21 protein-coding genes are annotated in these 21,377 nt (G+C 62.3%); 11 read left to right on the top strand and 10 right to left on the bottom strand.

Translation table 11 applies throughout. The features are described 5' to 3' along the window. Positions 1-11: 11 nt before the first annotated feature. From AACX99_RS00925 to AACX99_RS00910, 4 genes are all read right to left on the bottom strand, one after another. Complete coding sequence (locus AACX99_RS00925; RefSeq protein ID WP_339408973.1) at positions 12-392, bottom strand: phosphopantetheine adenylyltransferase; 381 nt, start codon at positions 390-392, stop codon at positions 12-14. A gap of 22 nt (positions 393-414) precedes the next feature. After that, positions 415-2,007: a GMC family oxidoreductase gene (locus tag AACX99_RS00920; RefSeq protein WP_339408972.1), complete on the bottom strand. Its 1,593-nt coding sequence runs from the start codon at positions 2,005-2,007 to the stop codon at positions 415-417. Between the two features lie 209 nt (positions 2,008-2,216). Next, the gene (locus AACX99_RS00915; RefSeq protein WP_339408971.1) at positions 2,217-2,762 is read right to left on the bottom strand and encodes a twin-arginine translocation pathway signal protein; all 546 of its coding nucleotides are present in this window, start codon (positions 2,760-2,762) and stop codon (positions 2,217-2,219) included. Between the two features lie 61 nt (positions 2,763-2,823). Next, entirely contained in the window at positions 2,824-4,266 is a 1,443-nt protein-coding gene (locus tag AACX99_RS00910; protein WP_339408970.1) for a coniferyl aldehyde dehydrogenase, read from the bottom strand. A 237-nt stretch (positions 4,267-4,503) separates the two neighbouring features. Here AACX99_RS00910 and AACX99_RS00905 point away from each other — a divergent pair, with 237 nt between their 5' ends. Continuing rightward, positions 4,504-5,163 (top strand): TetR/AcrR family transcriptional regulator, encoded by a 660-nt coding sequence (locus AACX99_RS00905; RefSeq protein ID WP_339408969.1) that lies wholly within the window; start codon positions 4,504-4,506, stop codon positions 5,161-5,163. A gap of 133 nt (positions 5,164-5,296) precedes the next feature. Here the strand turns inward: AACX99_RS00905 and AACX99_RS00900 are convergent, their stop codons facing one another. From AACX99_RS00900 to AACX99_RS00880, 5 genes are all read right to left on the bottom strand, one after another. Then, complete coding sequence (locus AACX99_RS00900; protein ID WP_339408968.1) at positions 5,297-6,292, bottom strand: hydrolase; 996 nt, start codon at positions 6,290-6,292, stop codon at positions 5,297-5,299. Positions 6,293-6,421: 129 nt separating this feature from the next. Further along, positions 6,422-7,030 (bottom strand): 16S rRNA (guanine(966)-N(2))-methyltransferase RsmD, encoded by a 609-nt coding sequence (gene rsmD, locus AACX99_RS00895; RefSeq protein ID WP_339408967.1) that lies wholly within the window; start codon positions 7,028-7,030, stop codon positions 6,422-6,424. Then, positions 7,030-8,511, bottom strand: coding sequence for a M16 family metallopeptidase (locus AACX99_RS00890; RefSeq protein WP_339408966.1), 1,482 nt, complete (start codon positions 8,509-8,511; stop codon positions 7,030-7,032). The genes rsmD and AACX99_RS00890 overlap by 1 nt, the downstream gene beginning before the upstream one ends. Continuing rightward, positions 8,504-9,859 carry a M16 family metallopeptidase gene (locus tag AACX99_RS00885; RefSeq protein WP_339408965.1) on the bottom strand — a complete coding sequence of 452 codons (1,356 nt, stop codon included), beginning with the start codon at positions 9,857-9,859 and terminating at the stop codon, positions 8,504-8,506. Before AACX99_RS00885 ends, AACX99_RS00890 begins: the two co-directional genes overlap by 8 nt. A 239-nt stretch (positions 9,860-10,098) precedes the next feature. Next, complete coding sequence (locus tag AACX99_RS00880) at positions 10,099-11,034, bottom strand: LysR family transcriptional regulator (RefSeq protein WP_339408964.1); 936 nt, start codon at positions 11,032-11,034, stop codon at positions 10,099-10,101. 108 nt (positions 11,035-11,142) lie between these two features. On the opposite strand from AACX99_RS00880, the gene AACX99_RS00875 reads away from it, so the two are divergent. The 7 genes from AACX99_RS00875 (at position 11,143) to AACX99_RS00845 (ending at position 18,853) form a co-directional block, all read left to right on the top strand. After that, positions 11,143-12,885, top strand: a complete 1,743-nt coding sequence (locus tag AACX99_RS00875; protein WP_339408963.1) for an amidohydrolase — start codon at positions 11,143-11,145, stop codon at positions 12,883-12,885. A 108-nt stretch (positions 12,886-12,993) separates the two neighbouring features. Next, entirely contained in the window at positions 12,994-13,737 is a 744-nt protein-coding gene (locus AACX99_RS00870; RefSeq protein WP_339408962.1) for a TorF family putative porin, read from the top strand. Positions 13,738-13,945: 208 nt separating this feature from the next. Beyond that, entirely contained in the window at positions 13,946-15,379 is a 1,434-nt protein-coding gene (ftsY, locus tag AACX99_RS00865) for a signal recognition particle-docking protein FtsY (protein WP_339408961.1), read from the top strand. Between the two features lies 1 nt (position 15,380). Further along, complete coding sequence (gene ftsE / locus AACX99_RS00860; protein WP_339408960.1) at positions 15,381-16,049, top strand: cell division ATP-binding protein FtsE; 669 nt, start codon at positions 15,381-15,383, stop codon at positions 16,047-16,049. Then, positions 16,046-17,065 (top strand): permease-like cell division protein FtsX, encoded by a 1,020-nt coding sequence (gene ftsX, locus AACX99_RS00855; RefSeq protein ID WP_339408959.1) that lies wholly within the window; start codon positions 16,046-16,048, stop codon positions 17,063-17,065. Before ftsE ends, ftsX begins: the two co-directional genes overlap by 4 nt. 112 nt (positions 17,066-17,177) lie before the next feature. Further along, complete coding sequence (rpoH, locus tag AACX99_RS00850) at positions 17,178-18,032, top strand: RNA polymerase sigma factor RpoH (RefSeq protein ID WP_160012860.1); 855 nt, start codon at positions 17,178-17,180, stop codon at positions 18,030-18,032. 209 nt (positions 18,033-18,241) lie between these two features. Further along, a complete protein-coding gene (locus tag AACX99_RS00845) occupies positions 18,242-18,853 on the top strand; it encodes a hypothetical protein (RefSeq protein WP_339408958.1) in 612 nt (203 codons plus the stop codon). Position 18,854: 1 nt separating this feature from the next. Here AACX99_RS00845 and mtgA read toward each other — a convergent pair whose 3' ends face one another. After that, positions 18,855-19,592 (bottom strand): monofunctional biosynthetic peptidoglycan transglycosylase, encoded by a 738-nt coding sequence (gene mtgA, locus AACX99_RS00840; RefSeq protein WP_339408957.1) that lies wholly within the window; start codon positions 19,590-19,592, stop codon positions 18,855-18,857. Positions 19,593-19,659: 67 nt separating this feature from the next. Here mtgA and AACX99_RS00835 point away from each other — a divergent pair, with 67 nt between their 5' ends. From AACX99_RS00835 to AACX99_RS00825, 3 genes are all read left to right on the top strand, one after another. Beyond that, a complete protein-coding gene (locus tag AACX99_RS00835; protein WP_339408956.1) occupies positions 19,660-20,046 on the top strand; it encodes a DUF423 domain-containing protein in 387 nt (128 codons plus the stop codon). 102 nt (positions 20,047-20,148) lie between these two features. After that, complete coding sequence (thiS, locus tag AACX99_RS00830; RefSeq protein ID WP_339408955.1) at positions 20,149-20,349, top strand: sulfur carrier protein ThiS; 201 nt, start codon at positions 20,149-20,151, stop codon at positions 20,347-20,349. 47 nt (positions 20,350-20,396) lie between these two features. Continuing rightward, positions 20,397-21,191 (top strand): thiazole synthase, encoded by a 795-nt coding sequence (locus AACX99_RS00825; RefSeq protein WP_339408954.1) that lies wholly within the window; start codon positions 20,397-20,399, stop codon positions 21,189-21,191. The last annotated feature ends 186 nt before the right edge of the window (positions 21,192-21,377 follow it).

The following is a 21,377-nucleotide window of genomic DNA, read 5'->3' as shown; positions in this document are numbered from 1 at the left end:
CGCGGTTGGCTTTAGACCTTGCGCGCCAGGACAACCAGCAGCGTGGCGATCAGCAGGCAGGCCAGCGCCAGCCAGTCGGCGATTACCACCCGGCGCAGCGCCTCGTTATAAGTAGGGCTGCTCCAAGCCAACAGAAGAAAGCTCAGCACACTGACCAGGCCGCCAATTAGAGCGAGCGGTTGCAGGGCCGGGCGAAAAGCGGCGTAGACCAGAAAGGCACCGAGCAGGCCGAACAGCACCGCGCGGCTGCGCATCAGCAGGAGCAGGTTGGGTTCCTCGAAGGCCAGGCCGTAGAGCTGCGCCAGCCGCTCAGCGCCGAGCACACCACTGAGCGGCAGCAGGTGGATGATGCCGGCGATAATCAGCAAGGCGGAAACCACTTTTTGCAGCATGACCCTGTTCCTCCACAAGAATTTACCCGCGTAGCCGTTCGGCGAGTTTTGTCGCGAGCTTGGCCGTTAAGCCGTAGATCGACAGCTGCGGGTTGGCCCCGATGCTGGTGGGGAACAGCGAGCCGTCATGGATCGACAGGTTGCCCAGCTGGTGATGGCGGCCAAGGCTGTCAGTCACTGCCTGCTGCGGGTCTTCACCCATGGCGCAACCGCCCATGACGTGGGCGCTGCCGAGGCGGGTGCGGTACAGCTCCAGGCTGAGGTTGTCGATCAGGCTTTTCGCTTCGGCCAGGGTTTTCACATAGCCGGCATCGGCATGCAGCGGCAGCACCGCCTTAGCCCCGGCGGCAAACTGAATCTCGGCCATGGTATGGAAGGCCCGGCGCACGCCGTCCCAAGTGTAATCGGTCATCTGGTAATCGAGCACCGGGCTGCCATCGCCGCGCAGTTCCACCGTGCCTTCGGCGCTATCTGGGTGGAAGCCGTCGCGCAGCAGGGCCAGCATCACATTGGTGTTGGGCAGCTGCTCCATGCGCATGGCGTTATCGACACCGAAACGGCCGAGCAGGGTGGCGGTCAGCGCCGGTTGCAGCGGCGGGACTTCGAGCTTGTAGGACAGGCGCCCAGCGGTGCCGTCATCCCATTGAAAGTGATCGGAGTAGATCGACTGCGGCGCGCCGTAGAAAGGGTTGATCACCTGATCGAACAAGGCTGCGGAAAAATTCACTAGATGCAGAAAGGTGCGCTTGCCCGTGCGCTGATGCGGGTCCGGTGCATTCGAACGCAGGAGAATCCCCGGTGTGTTGATGCCTCCGCCGGAGAGTACGTAATGCTTGGCCTTGACCGTAATCTTGCGGCCATTGGGGGCGACGCAGCGCTCGTCCATGCCTAGGCATTCGATGCCCATGACCTGGTCACCCTCGATCAGCAGCTTGTCGGCACGGGCCAGATAGAGCAGTTCGCCGCCTTTCTCCAGGGTCGCTGGAATGGTGGTAACCAGCATCGATTGCTTGGCGTTGGTCGGGCAGCCCATGCCGCAATAGCCGAGGTTCCAGCAACCGCGTACGTTGCGCGGAATCGTCTGCCACTCGTAGCCGAGTTTTTCACAGCCGCTGCTGAGCACCGCGTTATTGGCGTTCGGCGGCACGGCCCAGGGCGCGACGCCCAGGCGCTGTTCCATCTGCTCGAACCAGGGCGCCATTTCTTCTGAGCCGTGGCCTTTGACGCCATGTTCCGTAGCCCAGTGTTCCAGGGTTGGTGCGGGTGTGCGAAAGCTCGAGGTCCAGTTGATCAGCGTGGTACCGCCGACTGCGCGGCCTTGCATGATGGTGATCGCACCATCCTTGCTCATGCGCCCGATGCCTTCCTGATAGAGGCTGGCGTAGGCCTTGTCTTCAAGCATCTTGAAATCGTCGCTGGTCTTCAGCGGGCCTTCCTCGATCAGCAGCACCTTGAAGCCTGCCGAACTGAGGATTTCCGCGGTGGTGCCACCGCCCGCGCCGCTGCCGACAATGGCGACGTCGGCTTCGAGGGTCAGATCGCTGTCCAGGCGTGAGCCGTTATAGGTTTTCCAACCACGGGCCAGGCCCTCTTTAAAGCTATCGGGTACAGGCATTTCAGGTTCTCTTTTTTATGATCGCGCTGCTTAAAAGGTTGAGCGAGCTAGAGCCAGGCTAGGCGCAGATGCGCGAGGACGCGGAGTTTACGAGCGTAAATGAGCAGTACTCGTTTCACTCGCCCTTGCGGGCCGCCCTCCGGGCGTTCGGTGACACGTCACCGTCCGAGCGCATCTGCAACAACGCATGGCCGACGCGCAGCCAGCCGTCAGACTGTAGGAGGTCCGGGGTAGCCGCAGTGCGCCCAGGACTCGGCTCGGCTATACCAGCTCATCATCACCAGCTGCAGCAGCGAGGCGTGGCCCATCTTCAGCAGGCCGATGGAGCTGTTCTGCCAGCGGTCGAGAAACGCCTGTACATCGGCGCTCGAAGCGTTTTCCCAGCTGCCCCAGACGCCAGTCAGTGGGCCACGGGTGATTGGCATGGCCAGCACGTCGAACAGCTGCACGGTCAGCTTGAGCAGTTCCGGTGAGAGGTGGCTAAGGCTGTAATCGAGGTTGGCGAGGGTACCCGCCACGGCTTGTGGCATCTTCTCGGCCGTGACCGCTCCGGTCAGCATCACCGGGATCAAGGCATTGAGAAAGGCCAGGTCGGACTCGCGGATTACCGCAAAGCCGGCTTTCGGTATGCTGGCCGAACAGCCGCTGAGGCTGGCAGTGAGCCCGGCAGTGGCGAGAAAGGCCGAGCCCATCAGGCCGACCTTGAGCAGGCCGCGCCGCGACAGGCCGGTAGCTGCGAGAGTGCTGTCGTGCATTGTTGTTATCACTCAAACAGGCTGATGCAGGAGCGGATTAGCCGCTCCTGCAGAGGAAGGGTTAGCGAACGAAGAGTTTGTACACCAGTTTCTGGATCGACTTGCCGTATGGCGGGTAGATCAGCTTGGCGGCGTTGAAGCGCTGTTTGATAAACACGCCCTTGGCCTTGCTGAAAGTGAGGAAGCCTTCATGGCCGTGGTAATGGCCCATGCCGGACGGGCCGACGCCGCCGAATGGCATGTCGTCCTGGGCCACATGCAGCAGGGTGTCGTTGAGGCATACGCCGCCGGAGTGAGTCTCGTGCAGCACGCGCTGCTGCTCGCCCTTGTCGTAGCCGAAGTAGTAAAGCGCCAGCGGCCGGTCGCGCTCGTTGATAAAGGCGAAGGCATCTTCCAGCTTGTCGTAGGGGATGATCGGCAGCAGCGGGCCGAAAATCTCGTCCTGCATCACCTTCATTTCATCCGTCACGTTCAGCAGCACGGCCTGCGGCATGCGCCGGCCCTGAGCTTCGGGGTACAGCGAGATCACCGTGGCGCCCTTGCTTTCGGCGTCCTGCAGGTAGCCGTTGAGGCGATGCTGCTGGCGCTCGTTGATGATCGCGGTGTAATCCGGGTTATTTGCCAGCGCCGGGTAGAAGCTCTGCACCGCATCGCGGTAAGCCGCGACGAAGCCGTCTACGCGGTCTCTTGGCACCAGCACATAGTCCGGAGCCACGCAGGTCTGGCCGGCATTCATGGTCTTGCCGAAGGCGATGCGTTCGGCCGCGTCATTGAGCGGCACGTCGGCGCTGACGATGGCCGGTGACTTGCCGCCCAGCTCCAGGGTCACCGGGGTCAGGTTGTCGGCCGCAGCCCGCATCACGTGTTTGCCGATGCTGGTGGCGCCCGTGAACAGCAAGTGGTCGAACGGCAGTTTGGAGAAGGCCATGCCGACTTCCGCTTCGCCCAGCACCACGGTTACCAGATCCTCAGGGAAGACCTTGGCTAGCAGATCTTTGATCAGCTGCGAGGTAGCCGGGGTCGACTCGCTCATCTTGATCATCACCCGGTTGCCGGCCGCCAGGGCGCCGACCAGCGGACCGATGGCGAGGAATAGCGGGTAGTTCCACGGCACGATCACCCCGACCACGCCCAGTGGCTGGTAGATGACCTTGGCGGCGGCGGGCATAAATTGCATGCCGACGCTGCGCCGCGACGGCTTCATCCATTTTTTGATGCGCTTGGTCGCGTAGTGAATGCCGTGCAGGCTGGGCATCAGCTCGGCGAGCAGGGTTTCGTCGGCGCTGCGGTTGCTGAAGTCCTGGGAGATGGCGCTGATCAGCGTCTCGCGCTCGTCGCGAAGCAGGTCGCGCAACACATTCAGCCACTGGATGCGTTGCTCGGCCGAGGGCATGGGGTTGGCCTTGAACGCCTGACGCTGACGGGCAAAGCTGCTCTCCAGCTGGCTGAGCTGTTGTTGGCTCTGTTGCAGGCTTTGTTCTAGGTAGGCGACGTCGGCGACCATGGTGTTACTCCTCGGCATTCCAGCGATGCAGTGCGGCAGATGGGCTGACGTCGCTGCAGAAAAGGTGTGCTGGATTTTTAGAGCAATTGCTCTAATCTGTCAAATAGCATGGCGCTTTAAGCCGATGTGCGTAGCCCAACTAAACGTTAGCGAGCGCGGATCGATTGGCGTGCAGGTAACACTTTGGTGCCGGCTGCGTGTACCTTTGCCGGGCTTTTGAGCCGAGATCGAGTTGCTATGTCAGCCCCACTGAAAACCCGCGAACGCATCATTCAAGAGAGCCTGGCGCTGTTTAACGCCCAGGGCGAGCGCAGCGTCACCACCAACCATATCGCCGCGCACTTGGGCATTTCACCGGGCAACCTGTACTACCACTTCCGTAACAAGCAGGCGATCATCGCCGAGCTGTTTAGCCTCTACGAAAGCCAGGTAGACACTTTTCTGCGCCGCCCCGAAGGCCGCGCGCTAACGGTGCAGGACAAAACTTTCTACCTGGAAGCGCTGCTTGCTGCCATGTGGCATTACCGCTTTCTGCACCGCGATCTGGAGCACTTGCTCGACAGCGACGCCGAGCTGGCCGAGCGCTATCGCTTGTTTGCCCAGCGCTGCCTGGTGCAGGCGCAGAATATCTATCAGGGCTTTGTTGAGGCCGGCATCTTGCTGATGGATGAGGCGCAGATCGAGGCGCTGACCCTTAATAGCTGGATCATCATGACCTCCTGGGTGCGCTTTCTCTGCACCACTCGCGGCAACCCCGGCGACCTCAGCCAAGAAATGCTCCGCCGTGGCATCTACCAAGTGCTTGCGTTGGAAGGCGGCTACACCGCCCCGCAAGCGCGCGAGGCTTTGGATGCCTTGTACGCCAAACTGCATGTGCCGCTTGATCAGGTGATCTAAATGGCATCCGGCTTTGCTGCGGCGGCGCTTTTGTAGTTGTCGGGTGGGGCAACGCGAAGCTTGCCCACCGTCACCTACACAACCACTCGAATATCACTTGCCCTATTGGTGGATGATAAGAGCGTCATCCACCCTACAGGAGTTTCGCGGCTTGCTCGGCCAGCCACTGCGGGATGCGTCGTTCTAGGTAATAGCCCGGCTTACCCAGGCTGCCTTCGACAAAGCCGACATGGCCGCCATGGGCGTGCAGCTCGAATTCGATGCTGGATGACAGTTCGTTGGCTTCGGGCAGGCTGTGGGGGAAGACGAAGGGATCGTCGGCGGCCTGGATGATCAGCGTGGGTGTTTCGATCCGGCTAAGGAAGTAGCGGCTGGAGGCGCGCCGGTAATAGTCCTCGGCGTCCGCGTAGCCATGCAGCGGCGCGGTGATGCGGCCGTCGAAGTCCCAGAAGGTACGCATGCCGTCCAGCGGGCCGAGTTTCTCCAGCGTGGATAGTCGGTCGGCCATGCCCTGATGAGCGAACAGGCGCTGCTTGTCCTTCACGTAAGCCACCATCTCGTGCATGAAATGGCGCTGATAGACCCTGGAAAAGCCCATGCCGATGCGGTCGGCGCACTGATCCAGACGAAACGGCACTGAGACTGCCGCCGCGCCCTGCAACTGACTTTCTGCGCCGGTCTCGCCGAGATACTTGAGCAGCACATTGCCGCCCAGTGAGTAACCCACTGCATACAGCGGCGCCATTGGCCGCTGGGCGCGCAGGTGGCGCACCGTTTCGGCCAGATCTTCGCTGGCGCCGGAGTGGTAACCACGGGCCAGCAAGTTCGGCTCACCGGAGCAGCCGCGCCAGTTCAGCGCCACGCTGGCCCAGCCCTGGGCCGCCAGTTGTTGCTGCAAGCCCAGCACATACAGCGAGTCGGATGAGCCGGTCAGGCCATGCAGCACCAACACCAGCGGTGTGCTGGCGTCATGCGGGCCGTGCCAGTCCAGGTCGAGAAAGTCGCCATCTTCCAGCCACAGGCGTTCGCGGATGCGTGCAAGCTTCGCTGGCGTGCGGCACATCGGGTTCCACAGGGTTTGCAGGTGTGGGCCGGGTAACCACCAGGCGGGCTTGAAGGGCGTTTGCATGACCAGATATCGCTTGGGAAAGCGCTCAGGCTAGGGCCTGAGGCGGTGAAACGGAAGCGATATGAGTAGGGCGAATAACAGAACCTGGCCGAGGTTGGGCTTCACAGCGTGAAGCCCCAAGGTTTCCCCTCAGGCTTCGGCCGTGCGCTGCCATAGCGCGTAATACACCTGGCCGGCCTTCTGCTCGCGGTGCAGGCGCCAGTTGCCGGGCATGCCCAGGCTGGACGGTGAATTTTCGCTTTCGGTGTAGACCCAGGCGTCGGCCGCCAGCCAGCCGTTCTGCTCCAGCAGGGTACAGGCGGGCAGGAGCAGATTCTGGTTGAACGGCGGGTCGAGAAACACCAGATCGAACGGTGTGGCTGCCGGGTTCTGCAAGTAGAGCAGGGCGTCGGTCTGCTGCAGCTGGCCGTTGCCGCAGTTCAGCGTTTGCAGGTGCCCGCGCAGGCTGGCGATGGCGGCAGGGTTGAGGTCCAGGGCCAAGGCGCTGCCGGCACCGCGTGACAGTGCTTCAAGAAACAGCGCACCGCTGCCAGCGAACAGGTCGAGCACTTTGGCGCCTTCGACGTAGGGCGCCAGCCAGTTGAACAGGGTTTCCCGTACGCGGTTTGGCGTTGGCCGCAAGCCGGCGGCCATGGGGAAGTTGAACTGGCGTGAGCGCCATTGCCCGCCGATGATCCGCAGCTGGCCATCGCCACTATGGGCGGGGTTGGCTTTCGGCGGCTTGGGTCGCTTGCTCATCAGTGCTCCGGGATCGCAGAGGGTTGTTCGACAGGGTTGTCAGTGGGCGGCGGCAGTTCTTTCTGAGCCACTGCCGGGCCTGCGGTGACGATCACCAGCGCATCGGGGTTCAGGTGCTTGGCCATGGCAGCCTTGACCTGCGCTACATCCAGCGCCTGCACGTCGCGCATAAAGTCTTCCAAGTAGCTCAGTGGCAGGTCGTAGAAGCCCATGGAACCCAGCTGACCGACGATGGCCGCGTTACTGGCAGTGGACAGCGGGAAGCTGCCGGCCAGCTCGCGCTTGGCGTTGTTCAGCTCGTCAGCGGTCGGGCCGTCCTTGATGAAGTCGGCCAGCATGCTTTTGACCAACTGCAGGGTGCCATCGCTGAGTTCGGCGCGGGTCTGCAGGTTGATCATAAACGGACCGCGCGCCTGCATGGCGCTGAAGCCGGAGTAGACGCCGTAGGTTAGACCGCGTTTCTCACGCACTTCGGTCATTAGGCGGGTGCCGAAACCACCGCCGCCGAATACCTGGTTGCCCAGGTAGAGCGCGGCGTAGTCCGGGTCGCGGCGATCGATGCCGAGCTGGGCGATCATCAGGTGGGTCTGGTTCGACGGGTACTCGATATGTAGCAGGCCGGGTTCGGGTGTTTCCGGCTGGGCGATGCGCGGTAGTGCCGGGCCTTTGGGCAGGGCGGCTGAGACTTGGCTGGCCAGGGCTTCGGCGTCGCTGCGCGAGAGGTCGCCGACCAACGCGATAATCGCATTGCTGGCGGTGTAGGCCTTGGCATGGAATGCCTGCAGTTGCTCGCGGCTGATTGCCGGAATCGACTCCGCCGTGCCATCGCTCGGATGGGCGTACGGGTGCGTGCCGTACAGGCGCTCGAACAGCGCCAAGCTGGCCAGCTTGCCGGGGTTCTGCTTCTGGTACTCGAAACCGGCCAGCAGTTGGTTCTTGATTCGCGCCAGGGCGTCTTCTGGGAAGGTCGGCTGGCCGAGCACCTGATTGAACAGCTGCAGGGCCGGCTCGCGTTTGTCCGCCGCACTGAGGCTGCGCAGGCTGGCGATGGCCATGTCGCGGTAGGCACCGTTGCCGAAATTGGCGCCGAGGTTTTCGAAGCCGGCGGCAATCGCACCGACATCCTTGCCCGGTACGCCTTCGTTGAGCATGGCGTTGGTCAGCATGGCCAGGCCGGCAATTCCGTCGTCATGGCTGCTGCCGGCGGCAAAGGTCAGTTGCAGGTCGAACATCGGCAGCTCGCGGGCTTCGACGAACAGCACCTTGGCGCCTTCGGTGGTTTGCCAGGTCTGGATATTCAGATCACGGCGGCTGGGCGGCTGATCGCCAAGGGCGGCCAGGGACTCGATGCTGGTCGATTCAACGGCCGGAGCCGCGGTTGGGCTGCTATCCGGGCGGTTGCTCACCAGGGCCAGCAGGGCCAGCAATATCAGTAGCGCCAGGCCGAGCAGGCCGTAGCGCAGGCCATTACGCTCACTCATTGCGCTTCTCCTCAGGCAGAGCATGGGCGACGCTCAGGCGGTCGCGGGTAAAGAAGGTGCGGGCGGCCTGCTGGATATCGGCCGGGGTCACGGCCTCCAGTTCGGTCAGCTCCTGGTCGATCAGCTGCCATGACAGGCCGACGGTTTCCAGTTGGCCAATGGCGGTGGCCTGGCTGGTGATCGAATCACGCTCGTAGACCAGGCCGGCGATCACTTGTGCACGCACACGGGCAAGCTCTTCGGCGCTCGGTGGGGTGTTCTTCAAATCCTCCAGCTCGCGCCACAGGCCGGCTTCGACCTGCTCAAGCGTCTTGCCGGTCTGCACGTTGGGCGTGGCGGACAGGATGAACAGACTGTCGCCACGGGAGAAACCGTCGTACCAGGCCGATGCGCCGGATACCAGTTCCTCGCCGCGCTCCAGGCGGGTCGGTAGGCGGGCGCTGTAGCCGCCATCGAGCAGGGCGGCGGCCAGGCGCAGCGCGTGCACCTGGCGCGGTTGTTCGGCGGTGGCGAGGCCTGGCACGTTAAAGCCCATCATCAGGCTCGGCAGCTGGGTTTTCAGGTGCAGGGTAATACGCCGTTCGCCCGGTGCGGCCAGCTCACGCGGCGCTTTTGCCGTCGGTACCGTGCGCTTGGGGATGGCGCCGAAATAGCGCTCGGCAAGGATTTTCACCTCGGCGACGCTGACGTCGCCGACCACCACCAGGGTGGCGTTGTTCGGCGCGTACCAGGCTTCATACCAGGCGCGCAGTTCCTCGACGGTCATGCGCTCAAGGTCGGCCATCCAGCCGATGGTCGGCGTGTGGTAACCGCTGGCGGGGTAGGCCATGGCCTTGAAGCGCTCATAGGCCAGGCTCGACGGCTTGTCGTCGGTGCGCAGGCGGCGCTCTTCCTTGATCACCTCGATTTCCTTGGCGAACTCGTCGGCCGGCAGCTTGAGGCTGGCCAGACGGTCGGCTTCCAGTTCCAGGGCAATGGCCAACCGATCGCGGGCCAGCACTTGGTAGTAGGCGGTGTAATCGTCGCTGGTAAAGGCGTTTTCCTCGGCGCCCAGTTCACGCAGGATGCGCGAGGCTTCGCCGGGGCCGAGCTTGCGGCTGCCCTTGAACATCATGTGCTCGAGGGCATGGGACAGGCCGGTCTGGCCCGGCGTCTCGTAGCTGGAGCCGACCTTGTACCAGAGCTGGCTGACCACCACCGGAGCGCGATGGTCTTCGCGCACGATGACCTTGAGGCCATTGTCCAGGCTGAATTCGTGGGTCGGTTGCGGCTCTGCGGCCAGGGCCAGCAGCGGTGTAAAGAGCACGCCGAAACATAAGGCGGCGACACGATGGGCAAGCGTAGGCATGGGGTCTGTTCACCGTAAATGACAGGTTGCCGGGTCGCCCAGGGCGGCTCGGCACGCATGAAGCGCGGGTGTGAGGTGTAGGGCAAAACCTGCGGCAGAGTATCGTCTGTTATGCCAGTCAAACCACAGCAGCTGTTTGGCCGCGCCAGGCAGAGGCGGATTCTAACGGCAAGCGGCGCACAACAGAACCGTGAGACCTCGCCGCTATGGGCCGGTTCCGCCCGCGCCGGCGATATTGCTCAGGCCTCGATTGTGGGCTTGAGGCCGAGACCACGTGCATCGAGAAACGCCGCCAGGTAATCGATAAACGCCTGCACCTTGCGCGTGGCGCGCCGATGGCTGGGATATACGGCGAGGATCAGTGGACCGAAGGCATCCGGGTCGAAGTCGTACTCGGGCATCACCTGCACCAGTTGGCCGCTGTCCAGATAGGGCTGCACGCTCCAGGTCGGGCAGCCGTACAGGCCTGCGCCGCTCAGGGTATTGGCCAGCAACAGATCGTAGTTGTCGCTTTCCAGGCGGGCATTAGGCACTGGGACGCGCAGGCGCACACCGTTTAGCGCCAGCCACCAAAAGTGCTGATCCAGTGAAGGATGGCGGTAGAGCAGCCATTGGTGCTGGGCGAAGTGCTGCGGGCGCACCGGCGTCGGGTTGGCGGCCAGGTAGGCCGGGCTGGCGCACAGCACGATACGGTTGTGCCCCAGGGGCTTGGCAATCAGCCCCGGCAGGTCGCTGCGGCCCTCGCGCAGGGCCAGGTCATAGCCACCTTCGACCAGATCGACAAAGGCGTCGCACAAATCCACCCGCAGGCGAATCTGCGGGTTGGCGACGAGAAAGCCGCCACACGCCTCATCGAGAAACGCCCGGCCAAAGCCCAGCGGCGCGGTCAGGCGCAGTTTGCCATGCAGGCCGTGCTTGAGCTGACCGATCTCCTCACCGGCATCGTGTAGGCGCTGCAGCACCTGGCGCGCGGTATCTAGATAAAGCCGTCCGGCCTCGGTCAGTGCAGTACGGCGGGTGCTGCGCTCGAACAGCTGCGCGCCGAGTTCGGCTTCCAGGTGGCTGACCGCCTTGGTCAGGGCCGAAGGCGTCTTGCCCAGTTGCTCGGCCGCGCGGCTGAAGCTGCCGTGCTCGGCGGTGGCGACAAACATGGCCATGGCGCTGAGCTTGTCCATAAAGTTTTTCCTGATTGGCAAAAGAATTTTGCTTGGCACTGCGGTTCTGCCGCCAGAGTACAGGCGCTAGTCTCGAGGCCAGATCAATAAAAACAAGAGGCTAAGGCAATGCAACGATTTATTCCAAGCCTATTGGCCGCCGCTCTGGCTTTTTCCTCGATGGAAGCCATGGCCGCCGCTGACTTGCTGCTGTTCAACGGCAAGGTATACACCGCAGAACCCGGTCAACCCTTGGCCCAGGCCGTGGCGGTGGTGGATGGCAAGATCCTCAAAGTCGGCAACGATGCCGAGATCAAGGCTCTGGCCGATGCCGATACGCAGCTGATCGACCTGGCCGGCAAGGTGCTGATGCCGGGCATGATCGACACCCATAGCCATCCGGTGATGGCCGGCATGGCCAGCCTGCGCGCCAACCTGTATGACGAGGTGCTGCCGTTGGCCGAGCTGGAGCAGTGGATCATCGCGCAGGACCAGGCCGGCATGGCGCGCATGGGCGACTTGATCGTGATTTCCGGCAGCAGTTCGGCCTACTGGCAGCAGAGCGCCGAGCTTGGAAAAATATTCAATCGGGGTCGTTGGGCCGAGCAGCCGCTGGTGCTCGATGGCATCGACGGGCATACCGGCTGGGCCAACCAGGCCATGCTCAAGCGCCTGAAAATCAATGCCGAGCTGGTGCGCAGCCTGGACGACAAGGAGCGCGGCTTTATCGAGCATGATGCCGAACTCAACCCCACTGGCTACCTGGCGGAAACCGGCTGGGATCGGGTGCGCAGCCAGTTCCCTGCGCCCAGCGACGCCGACATGCTCGGCGCTGCCCGCGAGGCGGTGAAGATCAATAACCAGGTCGGTGTTACTGCCTGGATGGACGCCGCAGCCAATGCTGGTGACGGCGACAGCCTGTTCGAGTTGCGCCCCACCGAAAAGGATGTCGGCGTATTGCCGCTGTACCGCAAGCTGGCCGAGAACGGCGAACTCAGCGCCCACGTCGCGGCGCTGCTGATCACCCACCCACAAAGTAAGCCGGCCGATCTCGACGTGCTGGGCAAGGTTATGCAGCAGTTCCAGGGCGTGCCGAACCTGACCTTCCCGGGCATCAAGATCTTTGCCGATGGCGTAATGGAGTTTCCCGGGCAGACTGCAGCGGTGCTAGACCCATTCCAGAACAGCCTCAAGCGCGGCGAACTGCTGATCGACCCTAAGAGCTTCGGCAAGCTGGTGGCGGCGACCGAGCAGCGCGGCTGGATCATGCATGTGCATGCGGTCGGTGATCGCGCGGTGCGTGAAGCGCTGAATGGCTTCGAATACGCCCGCTCGCTGAAACCAGCGGTGGTTCCGCACAGCATCAGTCACCTGCAGCTGGTCAATCCCAAGGAGTTCCCGCGCTTTAAACGGCTGGGCGTGATCGCCTCGATGCAGCTGCTCTGGGCCACCGCCGAGAGCTATACCGAGGAGCTGGTCAAACCCTATATCAGCGCCGCGGCCTATCAGTACCAATACCCGGCGCGCTCGCTGCATGAGGCCGGAGCGACGATCGCCGGTGCCAGTGACTGGCCGGTATCCAGCCCCAATCCATGGAACGCTATCGCCCAAGCCAGCACCCGCAAAGGGCCGATGGGCGTGCTGAATGCCAAGGAAAGCATCGACCGCGAAAGCATGTTCCAGGCCTACACCATCAACGCCGCCAAGGCTCTGCGCCTGGACAGCCAGATCGGCTCCCTGGCACCCGGCAAGCAGGCCGACCTGATCGTCCTCGATCGCGATGTGTTCAAGGTCAGCGATGAAGAGCTGTTCGACACCCAGGTGCTGCGCACCTTCTTCGCCGGCAAGCAGGTTTACGCCCCGGCCTCCTGACCCAGACTCCGCCCGCTCCGCTGTATCGGCACTGCTCCCCGCATGGGGCGGGGCGGGCGGAGCCTTGTCCAGCAGGCGCCACAGACCCATAACAATAAGGAAAAGCCAATGCGCGTATTACCCATCCTCACCCTTGCCAGTCTGACGCTGCAGCCCCTCTGCAGCCAGGCAGTAGAGCTGAATGATCAGTTTGCCCTGCTGATCACCCCCAAAGTGGTCAGCGACTACCGCTCCGACGGCGTCTCGCAAACCCTCGGCGACCCAGCCGCACAGCTCGATGTGATGCTCAGCCATGTCAGCGGTGCTTACCTCGGGGCCTGGACCAGCCATGTAAATTTTGGCTACGACTGGGAAAATGACGATAACTACGGCACCCGCCAGGAAGTCGATTACTACGCCGGCTACTACTGGCAGATCAACGACCACATCAGCCTGGACACCATGTACAGCAAGTACACCTACCCAGGTGAAAGCCAGTTCAACAGCAGCGACATCATCGTCACCCTGGAGGCCTACGGCGCCTATGTCGGCGGCAAGTATTCGGTCGATACCGATGACGACAAGCTCAACGCGTACATCGGTTATCGCACCCAGTTGCCGTTGGACGTAGCCCTGGATGCCCGCTACGGTAACGTCGACTACAAGGACGATGTGCTCTGGAACGAAGACTTCAGCCGGTCGCGGCAGCGCTATGACTACTGGCAGGTCGACCTGACCCGCGATCTGATTGGCGTGACCTGGGGGCTGAGCTACATCGACACCGATCAGTCGAAAGCCGAGTGCTTGAACTTCAGCGGCTACGACGACCTATGTGGGCCGACCGTCGTCGCCAGCGCCAGCAAGACCTTCTAAGGAGCAACACATGCCGTCGGACGCGCCCGCTTGGCCTTAGCGCCAGCGGACGCGGAGGTGCTAGGATACGCATCCGTTTTACTGGCGGCCGTGTCTGCTGGGGCATCCGGGTATTACTGCGCACACTCTTCAGCTCTGTTGCGCTGCGTGGGTAATACTTTCTGAGCCTTGTACCGGCGTGTCGCACCATTCGAGATAGCCGTCCTCCATGCTTGGTTCCAACGACGACAAGAACACCCCCGCGCCTGCTGCGCCGTCCTCTGCCGAGAAGCCCGCAGAGAAGAAAGACCTGTTCGGCTGGCTGCGCAAGAAGCCGCAGGCACCGAGCAGCCCTGAACCGCAGCCGGCGCCCGTCAGCGAGCAGCCTGCTGCTCCGGCTGTTGCCGAGACCGCACCTGCGCCCGTTGCGCCGGTAAGCGAAGTCGCTGCGCCAGTTGAGTCGCCAGTCATTCCCGCAGAAGTCGCTGTTGAGCCGCAGCCTGCTCCGGCAGCCCCTGTCCAGGCTGAGCAGACTGTTGCTGTCGCTCCCGCGCTGCCTGAAGCCGGCGAAGCCAACCCGCAGCCACGGACGTCGCGTTTCCGTATCAATGCCGGCAGCGAAGTGCTGCATGCCCATATTGAACAGCCAGCGCTGGTTGAGCCGGTTGTCGCGCCGACAGTGGCCGAGCCTGCAGTCGTGCAACCCGTCGTTGCCCCGGTCAAAAGCGCCGAGGAAACTCGAGCGGGCTTTCTCGAACGCCTCAAGCAGGGCTTGTCGAAGACCAGTGCCAGCCTCGGCGAAGGCATGGCCAGCCTGTTTCTCGGCAAGAAGGCCATCGATGATGACCTGCTCGAAGACCTGGAAACCCGCCTGCTGACCGCCGACGTCGGCGTCGAAGCCACCACCGCGATTATCGGCAATCTGACCAAGCGCGTGGCGCGCAAGGAGCTGGCCGACAGCGGCGCGTTGTACAAGGCCCTGCAGGACGAGCTGGTGGCGCTGCTCAAACCCGTCGAGCAGCCGCTGCAGATCAACAGCAGCAAGCAGCCTTATGTGATTCTGGTGGTCGGCGTTAACGGCGCCGGCAAAACCACCACCATCGGCAAACTGGCGAAGAAACTGCAGCAGGATGGCAAAAAGGTCATGCTCGCCGCCGGTGATACCTTTCGCGCCGCTGCCGTTGAGCAGCTGCAGGTGTGGGGCGAGCGCAACCAGATTGCGGTGATTGCCCAGCACACCGGTGCCGACTCCGCCTCGGTAATCTTCGATGCGGTGCAGGCCGCCAAGTCGCGCGGCATGGACGTATTGATTGCCGACACCGCGGGGCGCCTGCATACCAAAGACAACCTGATGGAAGAGCTGAAGAAGGTTCGTCGGGTGATCGGCAAGCTGGATGACACCGCGCCGCACGAAGTGCTGCTGGTGCTGGACGCCGGCACTGGGCAGAACGCCATCAGCCAGGCCAAGCAGTTCAACCAGACGGTCAATCTCACTGGCCTGGCGTTGACCAAATTGGACGGCACCGCCAAAGGCGGGGTGATCTTTGCCCTGGCTAAGCAGTTTGCCTTGCCGATTCGCTATATCGGCGTGGGTGAGGGCATTGATGACCTGCGCACCTTCGAGGCCGAGGCCTTCGTTCAGGCGCTGTTCGCGGAGAAATAGGATGATCAAATTCGAGCAGGTCGGTAAGCGCTACCCGAACGGCCACATCGGGCTGCATGAGCTGAGCTTCCACGTGCGCCGTGGCGAGTTCCTCTTCGTCACCGGCCACTCGGGCGCGGGTAAGAGCACCTTGCTGCGCCTGCTGCTGGCGATGGAGCGGCCGAGCAGCGGCAAGCTGCTGCTGGCCGGCCAGGATTTATCGCACATCACCAATGCGCAGATTCCGTTTCTGCGTCGACAGATCGGCGTGGTGTTCCAGAATCATCAGTTGCTGTTCGACCGCAGTGTGTTCGACAACGTGGCGCTGCCGCTGCAGATTCTCGGCCTGTCCAAGGACGAAATCGGCACCCGCGTGCGCACTGCACTGGAGCGGGTGTCCCTGGCCGACAAGGCCGAACAATCCCCTGGCGATTTATCTACCGGTCAGCAGCAGCGCGTCGGTATTGCCCGCGCCGTTGTGCATCGTCCGGCGCTGCTGCTGGCGGATGAACCCACCGGTAACCTCGATCCGCGCCTGGCGGCCGAGATCATGGGCGTGTTCGAAGACATCAACCGCCTGGGCACCACCGTGCTGATCGCCAGCCATGACCTGGCGCTGATCGCGCGCATGCGTCACCGCATGCTGACCCTGCAGCGCGGCCGCCTGATCGGCGACGGGGAGGCCGCATGAGCGCCACCCGCATGCCGCCACCGCAGCCCGCGCAGCGCGTAGGTGCTGCACCGAAGAAGTCCGAGTCGCCGACGCCGGGTGATGACGGCCCAAGCTTTACCCACCAGCTGCATGCCTGGCTGGAAAACCACCGCGCCAGTTTGGTCGACAGCTTGCGCCGTCTGGGCAAGCAGCCAATCGGCAGTTTCTTTACCTGCTTGGTGATGGCCGTGGCCCTGAGCCTGCCCATGGGGCTGGCGCTGCTGCTGGATAACGTCGAGCGGTTGGGTGTGTCCTGGCAGCGCGCGGCGCAGATTTCCCTGTTTCTGCAAATTGACGCCACGGATGCCCAGGGCCAGGCGCTGCGTGAGCAGATCGCGGCAATGGATGATGTCGAAGAGGCCGAATGGATCAGCCGTGAACAGGCGCTGAACGAGTTCCAGCAGCAGTCGGGGCTGGGTGAAGCGCTTAAGGAGTTGCCGGATAATCCGTTGCCTGGGGTGATCGTGGTCACGCCGCAGCAGGTCGACAAGATTGCCCTGGAGGCCTTGCGCTTGCGCCTGGCCGAGTTGCCGCAGGTGCAGCAGGCACAGCTTGATCTGCTCTGGGTCGAGCGCCTGAGCGCCATGCTCAAACTGGGTGAGCGCTTTGTCTTCGGCCTGACGCTGTTGCTGGTGATGGCGCTGCTACTGGTAATCGGCAACACCATTCGTCTGCATATCGAGAACCGCCGTACCGAGATCGAGGTGATCAAGCTGGTCGGCGGCACCGACAGCTATGTGCGTCGGCCCTTCCTCTATATGGGCACTCTCTATGGTTTGGGTGCTGGGCTGCTGGCTTGGCTGCTGCTGGCCTACGGTCTGGGCTGGCTAAATGACGCCGTGGTGCGCCTGGCCGGTTTGTATGGCAGCGACTTCGCCCTGGCGGGCGTGCCGATAGCCGATGGTCTATCCCTGCTGCTCGGTGCGGTGCTGTTGGGCTATATTGGCGCCTGGCTGGCGGTCGCACGGCACTTGAGCGAACTAGCCCCTAGATAGTAAGTTATTGTTTTGCTTGATATTGACTATGTGTAAGGGAACTTGTACCTCGGTATAAAGTCCCAAGGAGCAGTGCTAGACTGCCCCACGATTCGTAAGTCGGAGGATTCAGATGTCCACTTCTTTGCAACCTGTTCATGCTCTGGTTCCGGGTGCCAACCTGGAGGCATACGTGCATGCGGTAAACGGCATCCCGCTGTTGACCCCCGAGCAGGAGCGTGAACTGGCGGAAAGTCTCTTCTACAAGCAGGACCTCGAAGCCGCCCGGCAGATGGTGCTGGCTCACCTGCGGTTTGTGGTGCATATCGCTCGCAGCTACTCCGGTTATGGCCTGGCCCAGGCCGACCTGATTCAGGAAGGCAACGTCGGCCTGATGAAAGCGGTCAAGCGTTTCAACCCGGAAATGGGTGTGCGCCTAGTGTCCTTCGCCGTGCACTGGATTCGCGCCGAGATCCACGAGTTCATCCTTAAAAACTGGCGCATTGTCAAAGTCGCCACCACCAAGGCGCAGCGCAAGCTGTTCTTCAACCTGCGTAGCCAGAAGAAGCGTCTGGCCTGGCTGAACAACGACGAAGTACATGCCGTTGCCGAAAGCTTGGGTGTTGAGCCGCGTGAAGTGCGCGAGATGGAAAGCCGCTTGACCGGCCACGACATGGCCTTTGATCCAGCTGCCGAGGCGGACGACGAAAGCGCCTTCCAGTCGCCGGCGCATTACCTGGAAGACCACCGTTACGACCCGGCGCGTCAGCTTGAAGATTCGGACTGGAGCGACAGCTCCACCGCCAATCTGCATGAGGCGCTGGAAGGTCTGGATGAGCGTAGCCGTGACATTCTCTACCAGCGCTGGCTGGCCGAGGAAAAAGCCACGCTGCATGACCTGGCCGCCAAGTACAATGTGTCGGCCGAGCGCATCCGTCAGTTGGAAAAGAACGCGATGAACAAGCTTAAGGGCTCGATCGCCGCGTAAATCGCGCTACTTTCAAAAGCCGCACCCAGGTGCGGCTTTTTTATGGCCTGCCATCCTGGCGGCCACCCTTGGGCCGTCGCTGTGCGACGTTAAAAACTGCTCCGGGCAGTTTTTTATGCTGCCACCCATCTTTGGCGGCCACTTTTCGGGCTGTCGCTGTGCGACGTTGAAAATCGCTAGTGGCGATTTTTATGGTCAAGGAAATCTCAATGAAATTACCGCCCATACGCCTGCAACATTGGCTGATCTTTGCCGTAGTCGCCGCCCTGTTTTTTGCCTGGGGCGCCTGGCTGATGCGCCCGCAGCCGGCCGCGCAACCTTTGCCTTGGCTGGCAGAGTGGCAAACCAAGGTGCTTACGCCGTTGGCGGATGATCGTCTGAGCCTGGTGCACCTAAATGATGCTCTGGAAGGCGAGCTTTGGCTGCAGCCCAATCTGGATGGCGCGCGTCTGCTGTATCGCGGTGAGTTGCAGGATAGCGGCGCAAACTGGTCGCTGGAGGCGGAGGTCGGTCTGGATAAAGCCGAACTTGAAAGCTTGCTGGCCGCCGCAGGGCTAAAGCCAGCGGACAAGGAGCAGCCGCTGGGCAGCCAAATGCTGGTGCCATTGGCCAATCGCCCGATTATTGCGCTGACCCTGCTACCGCCTGCGCCGCTGGATGTCGCGCGACTCGCCGCGAGCATCGGTCAGCCGCGTCTGACCCTGGAGCTGGCCGAAGGGCAGGCTTGGGTCTATCCCGAGCTGGGCATGACCGCGCACCTACAAGACGAAGAGCTGTACTTCCTTTATGCCATACCGCGACATCTACTCAAGCAGCGCTGAGTTAGAGGTCTTTCAAGCGCGCTGGCCACCATTCGGGGTAACTGGGTTGCAGGCGGTTGAGGTAATGACTGCCGCCCAGTTGCCACATCTGCTGGCGAATCCAGCTGGCTCGACGGCTGATGTGCGCACTCGGGCGGCTGGCGCTCCACTCGCGTGGGTTAGGCAGCACGGCGGCTAGCAGGCTGCTCTGCTGGCGTGACAGATAGGGCGCGCCGACCTTGAAGTGATGGCGCGCTGCCGCCTCTGCACCGAACACGCCGTCGCCCCATTCGACGCTGTTAAGGTACACCTCAAGAATCCGCTGCTTGGGCCAGAGCAGTTCGATCAGGCCGGTGAACCACACCTCGAAGCCTTTGCGCAGCCAGCTACGACCGGACCAGAGAAACAGATTTTTCGCCACCTGCTGGCTCAGGGTACTGGCGCCGCGCAGTGAGCCGCCTTGCTGATTGTGTTCCAGGGCTGCCTGGATGGCTGCGACATCAAAGCCCCAGTGTTCGGCGAACTTCTGATCCTCGCCGGCAATCACTGCCATCTTCAGATCGTCCGGCAGTTCACTCCAGGGCCGCCAGCTGCGCTGCAGGTTGATGGGTTTATCGTCGACCCAGGACTCGATCTTACGCTCGGCCATCAGCGCGGTGCCGGGTGGAGGCACCCAGCGGAATAACAGCACCAGTAGAACCGAGGCGAGCATCAGCCAAAGCAGGAGTTTGAGCAGTCGACGGAAGAAGTATCGAAACATGCGTGCTTGGCCGGGATGAATTTGCCGGCCATTATAGCCAGCCCTGTTTCTATAACTGGAGTGATGCATGGCTCGTCTGTGGTTATTGCTGTCCGCCTGTGCCGGTTTTAGCGGTGTCGCTTTGGGCGCCTTTGCTGCGCATGGCCTGACGTATCAGCTGACGCCGGCCTACCTCGCGGTATTCCAGACCGGTGCTCACTACCAACTGATTCACGCGCTGGCGTTGTTCGGCGTTGGCCTGCTGGCCTTGCTGCGGCCAGCGCCGCTGGTCAATTGCGCCGGCGCGCTGTTTAGCCTGGGTATCCTGCTGTTCTCCGGCAGCCTGTATGCGCTGACCTTGAGCGGCATCAGTGCATTGGGCATGGTCACGCCTTTCGGCGGCCTGGCGTTTCTCGCCGGTTGGCTGTGCCTGGGTGTGGCTGCCTGGAAGCAGGGCTCGCGCAATATTGCCTGACCCGTAAGTCAGAAAGCAGGACGAGTGGCAGCCTTTAGCCTTGGTCAGCGTCCATGATCAGGCTAGAATGCCGGCCCTTTTCCCAGTTGTGACCAACCCGTCATGCGTATTCAGTTAAACGGTGAAGCGTTCGAATTGCCTGACGGTGAAACCGTCGCCGGGTTGATCGACCGCCTGGATCTGGCCGGACGCCGCGTGGCGGTTGAGCTCAATCTGGATATCGTGCCGCGCAGCCAGCACGCCACCACCGCCTTGCGCGACGGTGACCAGGTTGAGGTGGTACATGCGATTGGTGGCGGTTAAGGCCAGCCCACTCCGCTGAAAGTCTGCCCACTTTACGAGGATTACCCATGAGCCATGCGCCCAGCGACAAGCCCTTTACTCTGGCCGGCCGTACCTATCAGTCGCGTCTGCTGGTCGGTACTGGCAAGTACAAGGACCTCGAAGAAACCCGCCTGGCTATCGAGGCCTCGGGTGCCGAAATCGTTACCGTGGCCGTGAGGCGTACCAATATCGGACAGAACCCGGACGAGCCGAATCTGCTGGATGTGATTAGCCCCGACAAGTACACCATCCTGCCGAATACCGCCGGTTGCTATGACGCCGTAGAGGCGGTACGTACCTGCCGTTTGGCTCGCGAGCTGCTCGACGGCCACAAGCTGGTCAAGCTAGAAGTGCTGGCCGACCAGAAGACCCTGTTTCCCAATGTGATCGAAACCCTCAAGGCCGCCGAAGTACTGGTCAAGGACGGCTTCGACGTGATGGTGTACACCAGTGATGACCCGATCATCGCCCGCGAACTGGCGGCCATGGGTTGCATCGCGGTGATGCCCCTGGCCGGTTTGATCGGCACCGGGCTGGGCATCTGCAACCCGTATAACCTGCGCATCATCCTTGAAGAAGCTACCGTTCCGGTATTGGTTGATGCCGGCGTGGGTACCGCGTCCGACGCCACTATTGCCATGGAGCTGGGCTGCGAGGCGGTGCTGATGAACAGCGCGATTGCCCATGCGCAGAACCCGATTCTGATGGGCGAAGCGATGAAGCACGCGATCATTGCCGGACGTATGGCCTACCTGGCCGGGCGCATGCCGAAGAAACTCTATGCCAGCGCCTCGTCGCCGCTGGATGGCCTAATCAAGTAAGGACTACGATTTGCTGCGCGCCGGCCCTGCTGCGTTAGAAACAGGCTGGAGCGCCAGCCCGGTCGTAATGCTCATTTACAACTCGTAAACTCGTATGCGAGCCCAGTCCGCTTCCTCGCCAGCTTTGACCAGCCGGAGGCTGTTACTAACGTAGCGCCCTGCATGGCTCTAGCTCGCGAAATCGTA

The sequence above is a fragment of the Pseudomonas sp. EA_35y_Pfl2_R5 genome (assembly GCF_963970805.1).
In the GTDB taxonomy this organism is placed as follows: Bacteria; Pseudomonadota; Gammaproteobacteria; order Pseudomonadales; family Pseudomonadaceae; genus Aquipseudomonas.
Note: the sequence above shows the minus strand (reverse complement) of the source record. Positions and strands in the feature narration are given on the sequence as shown.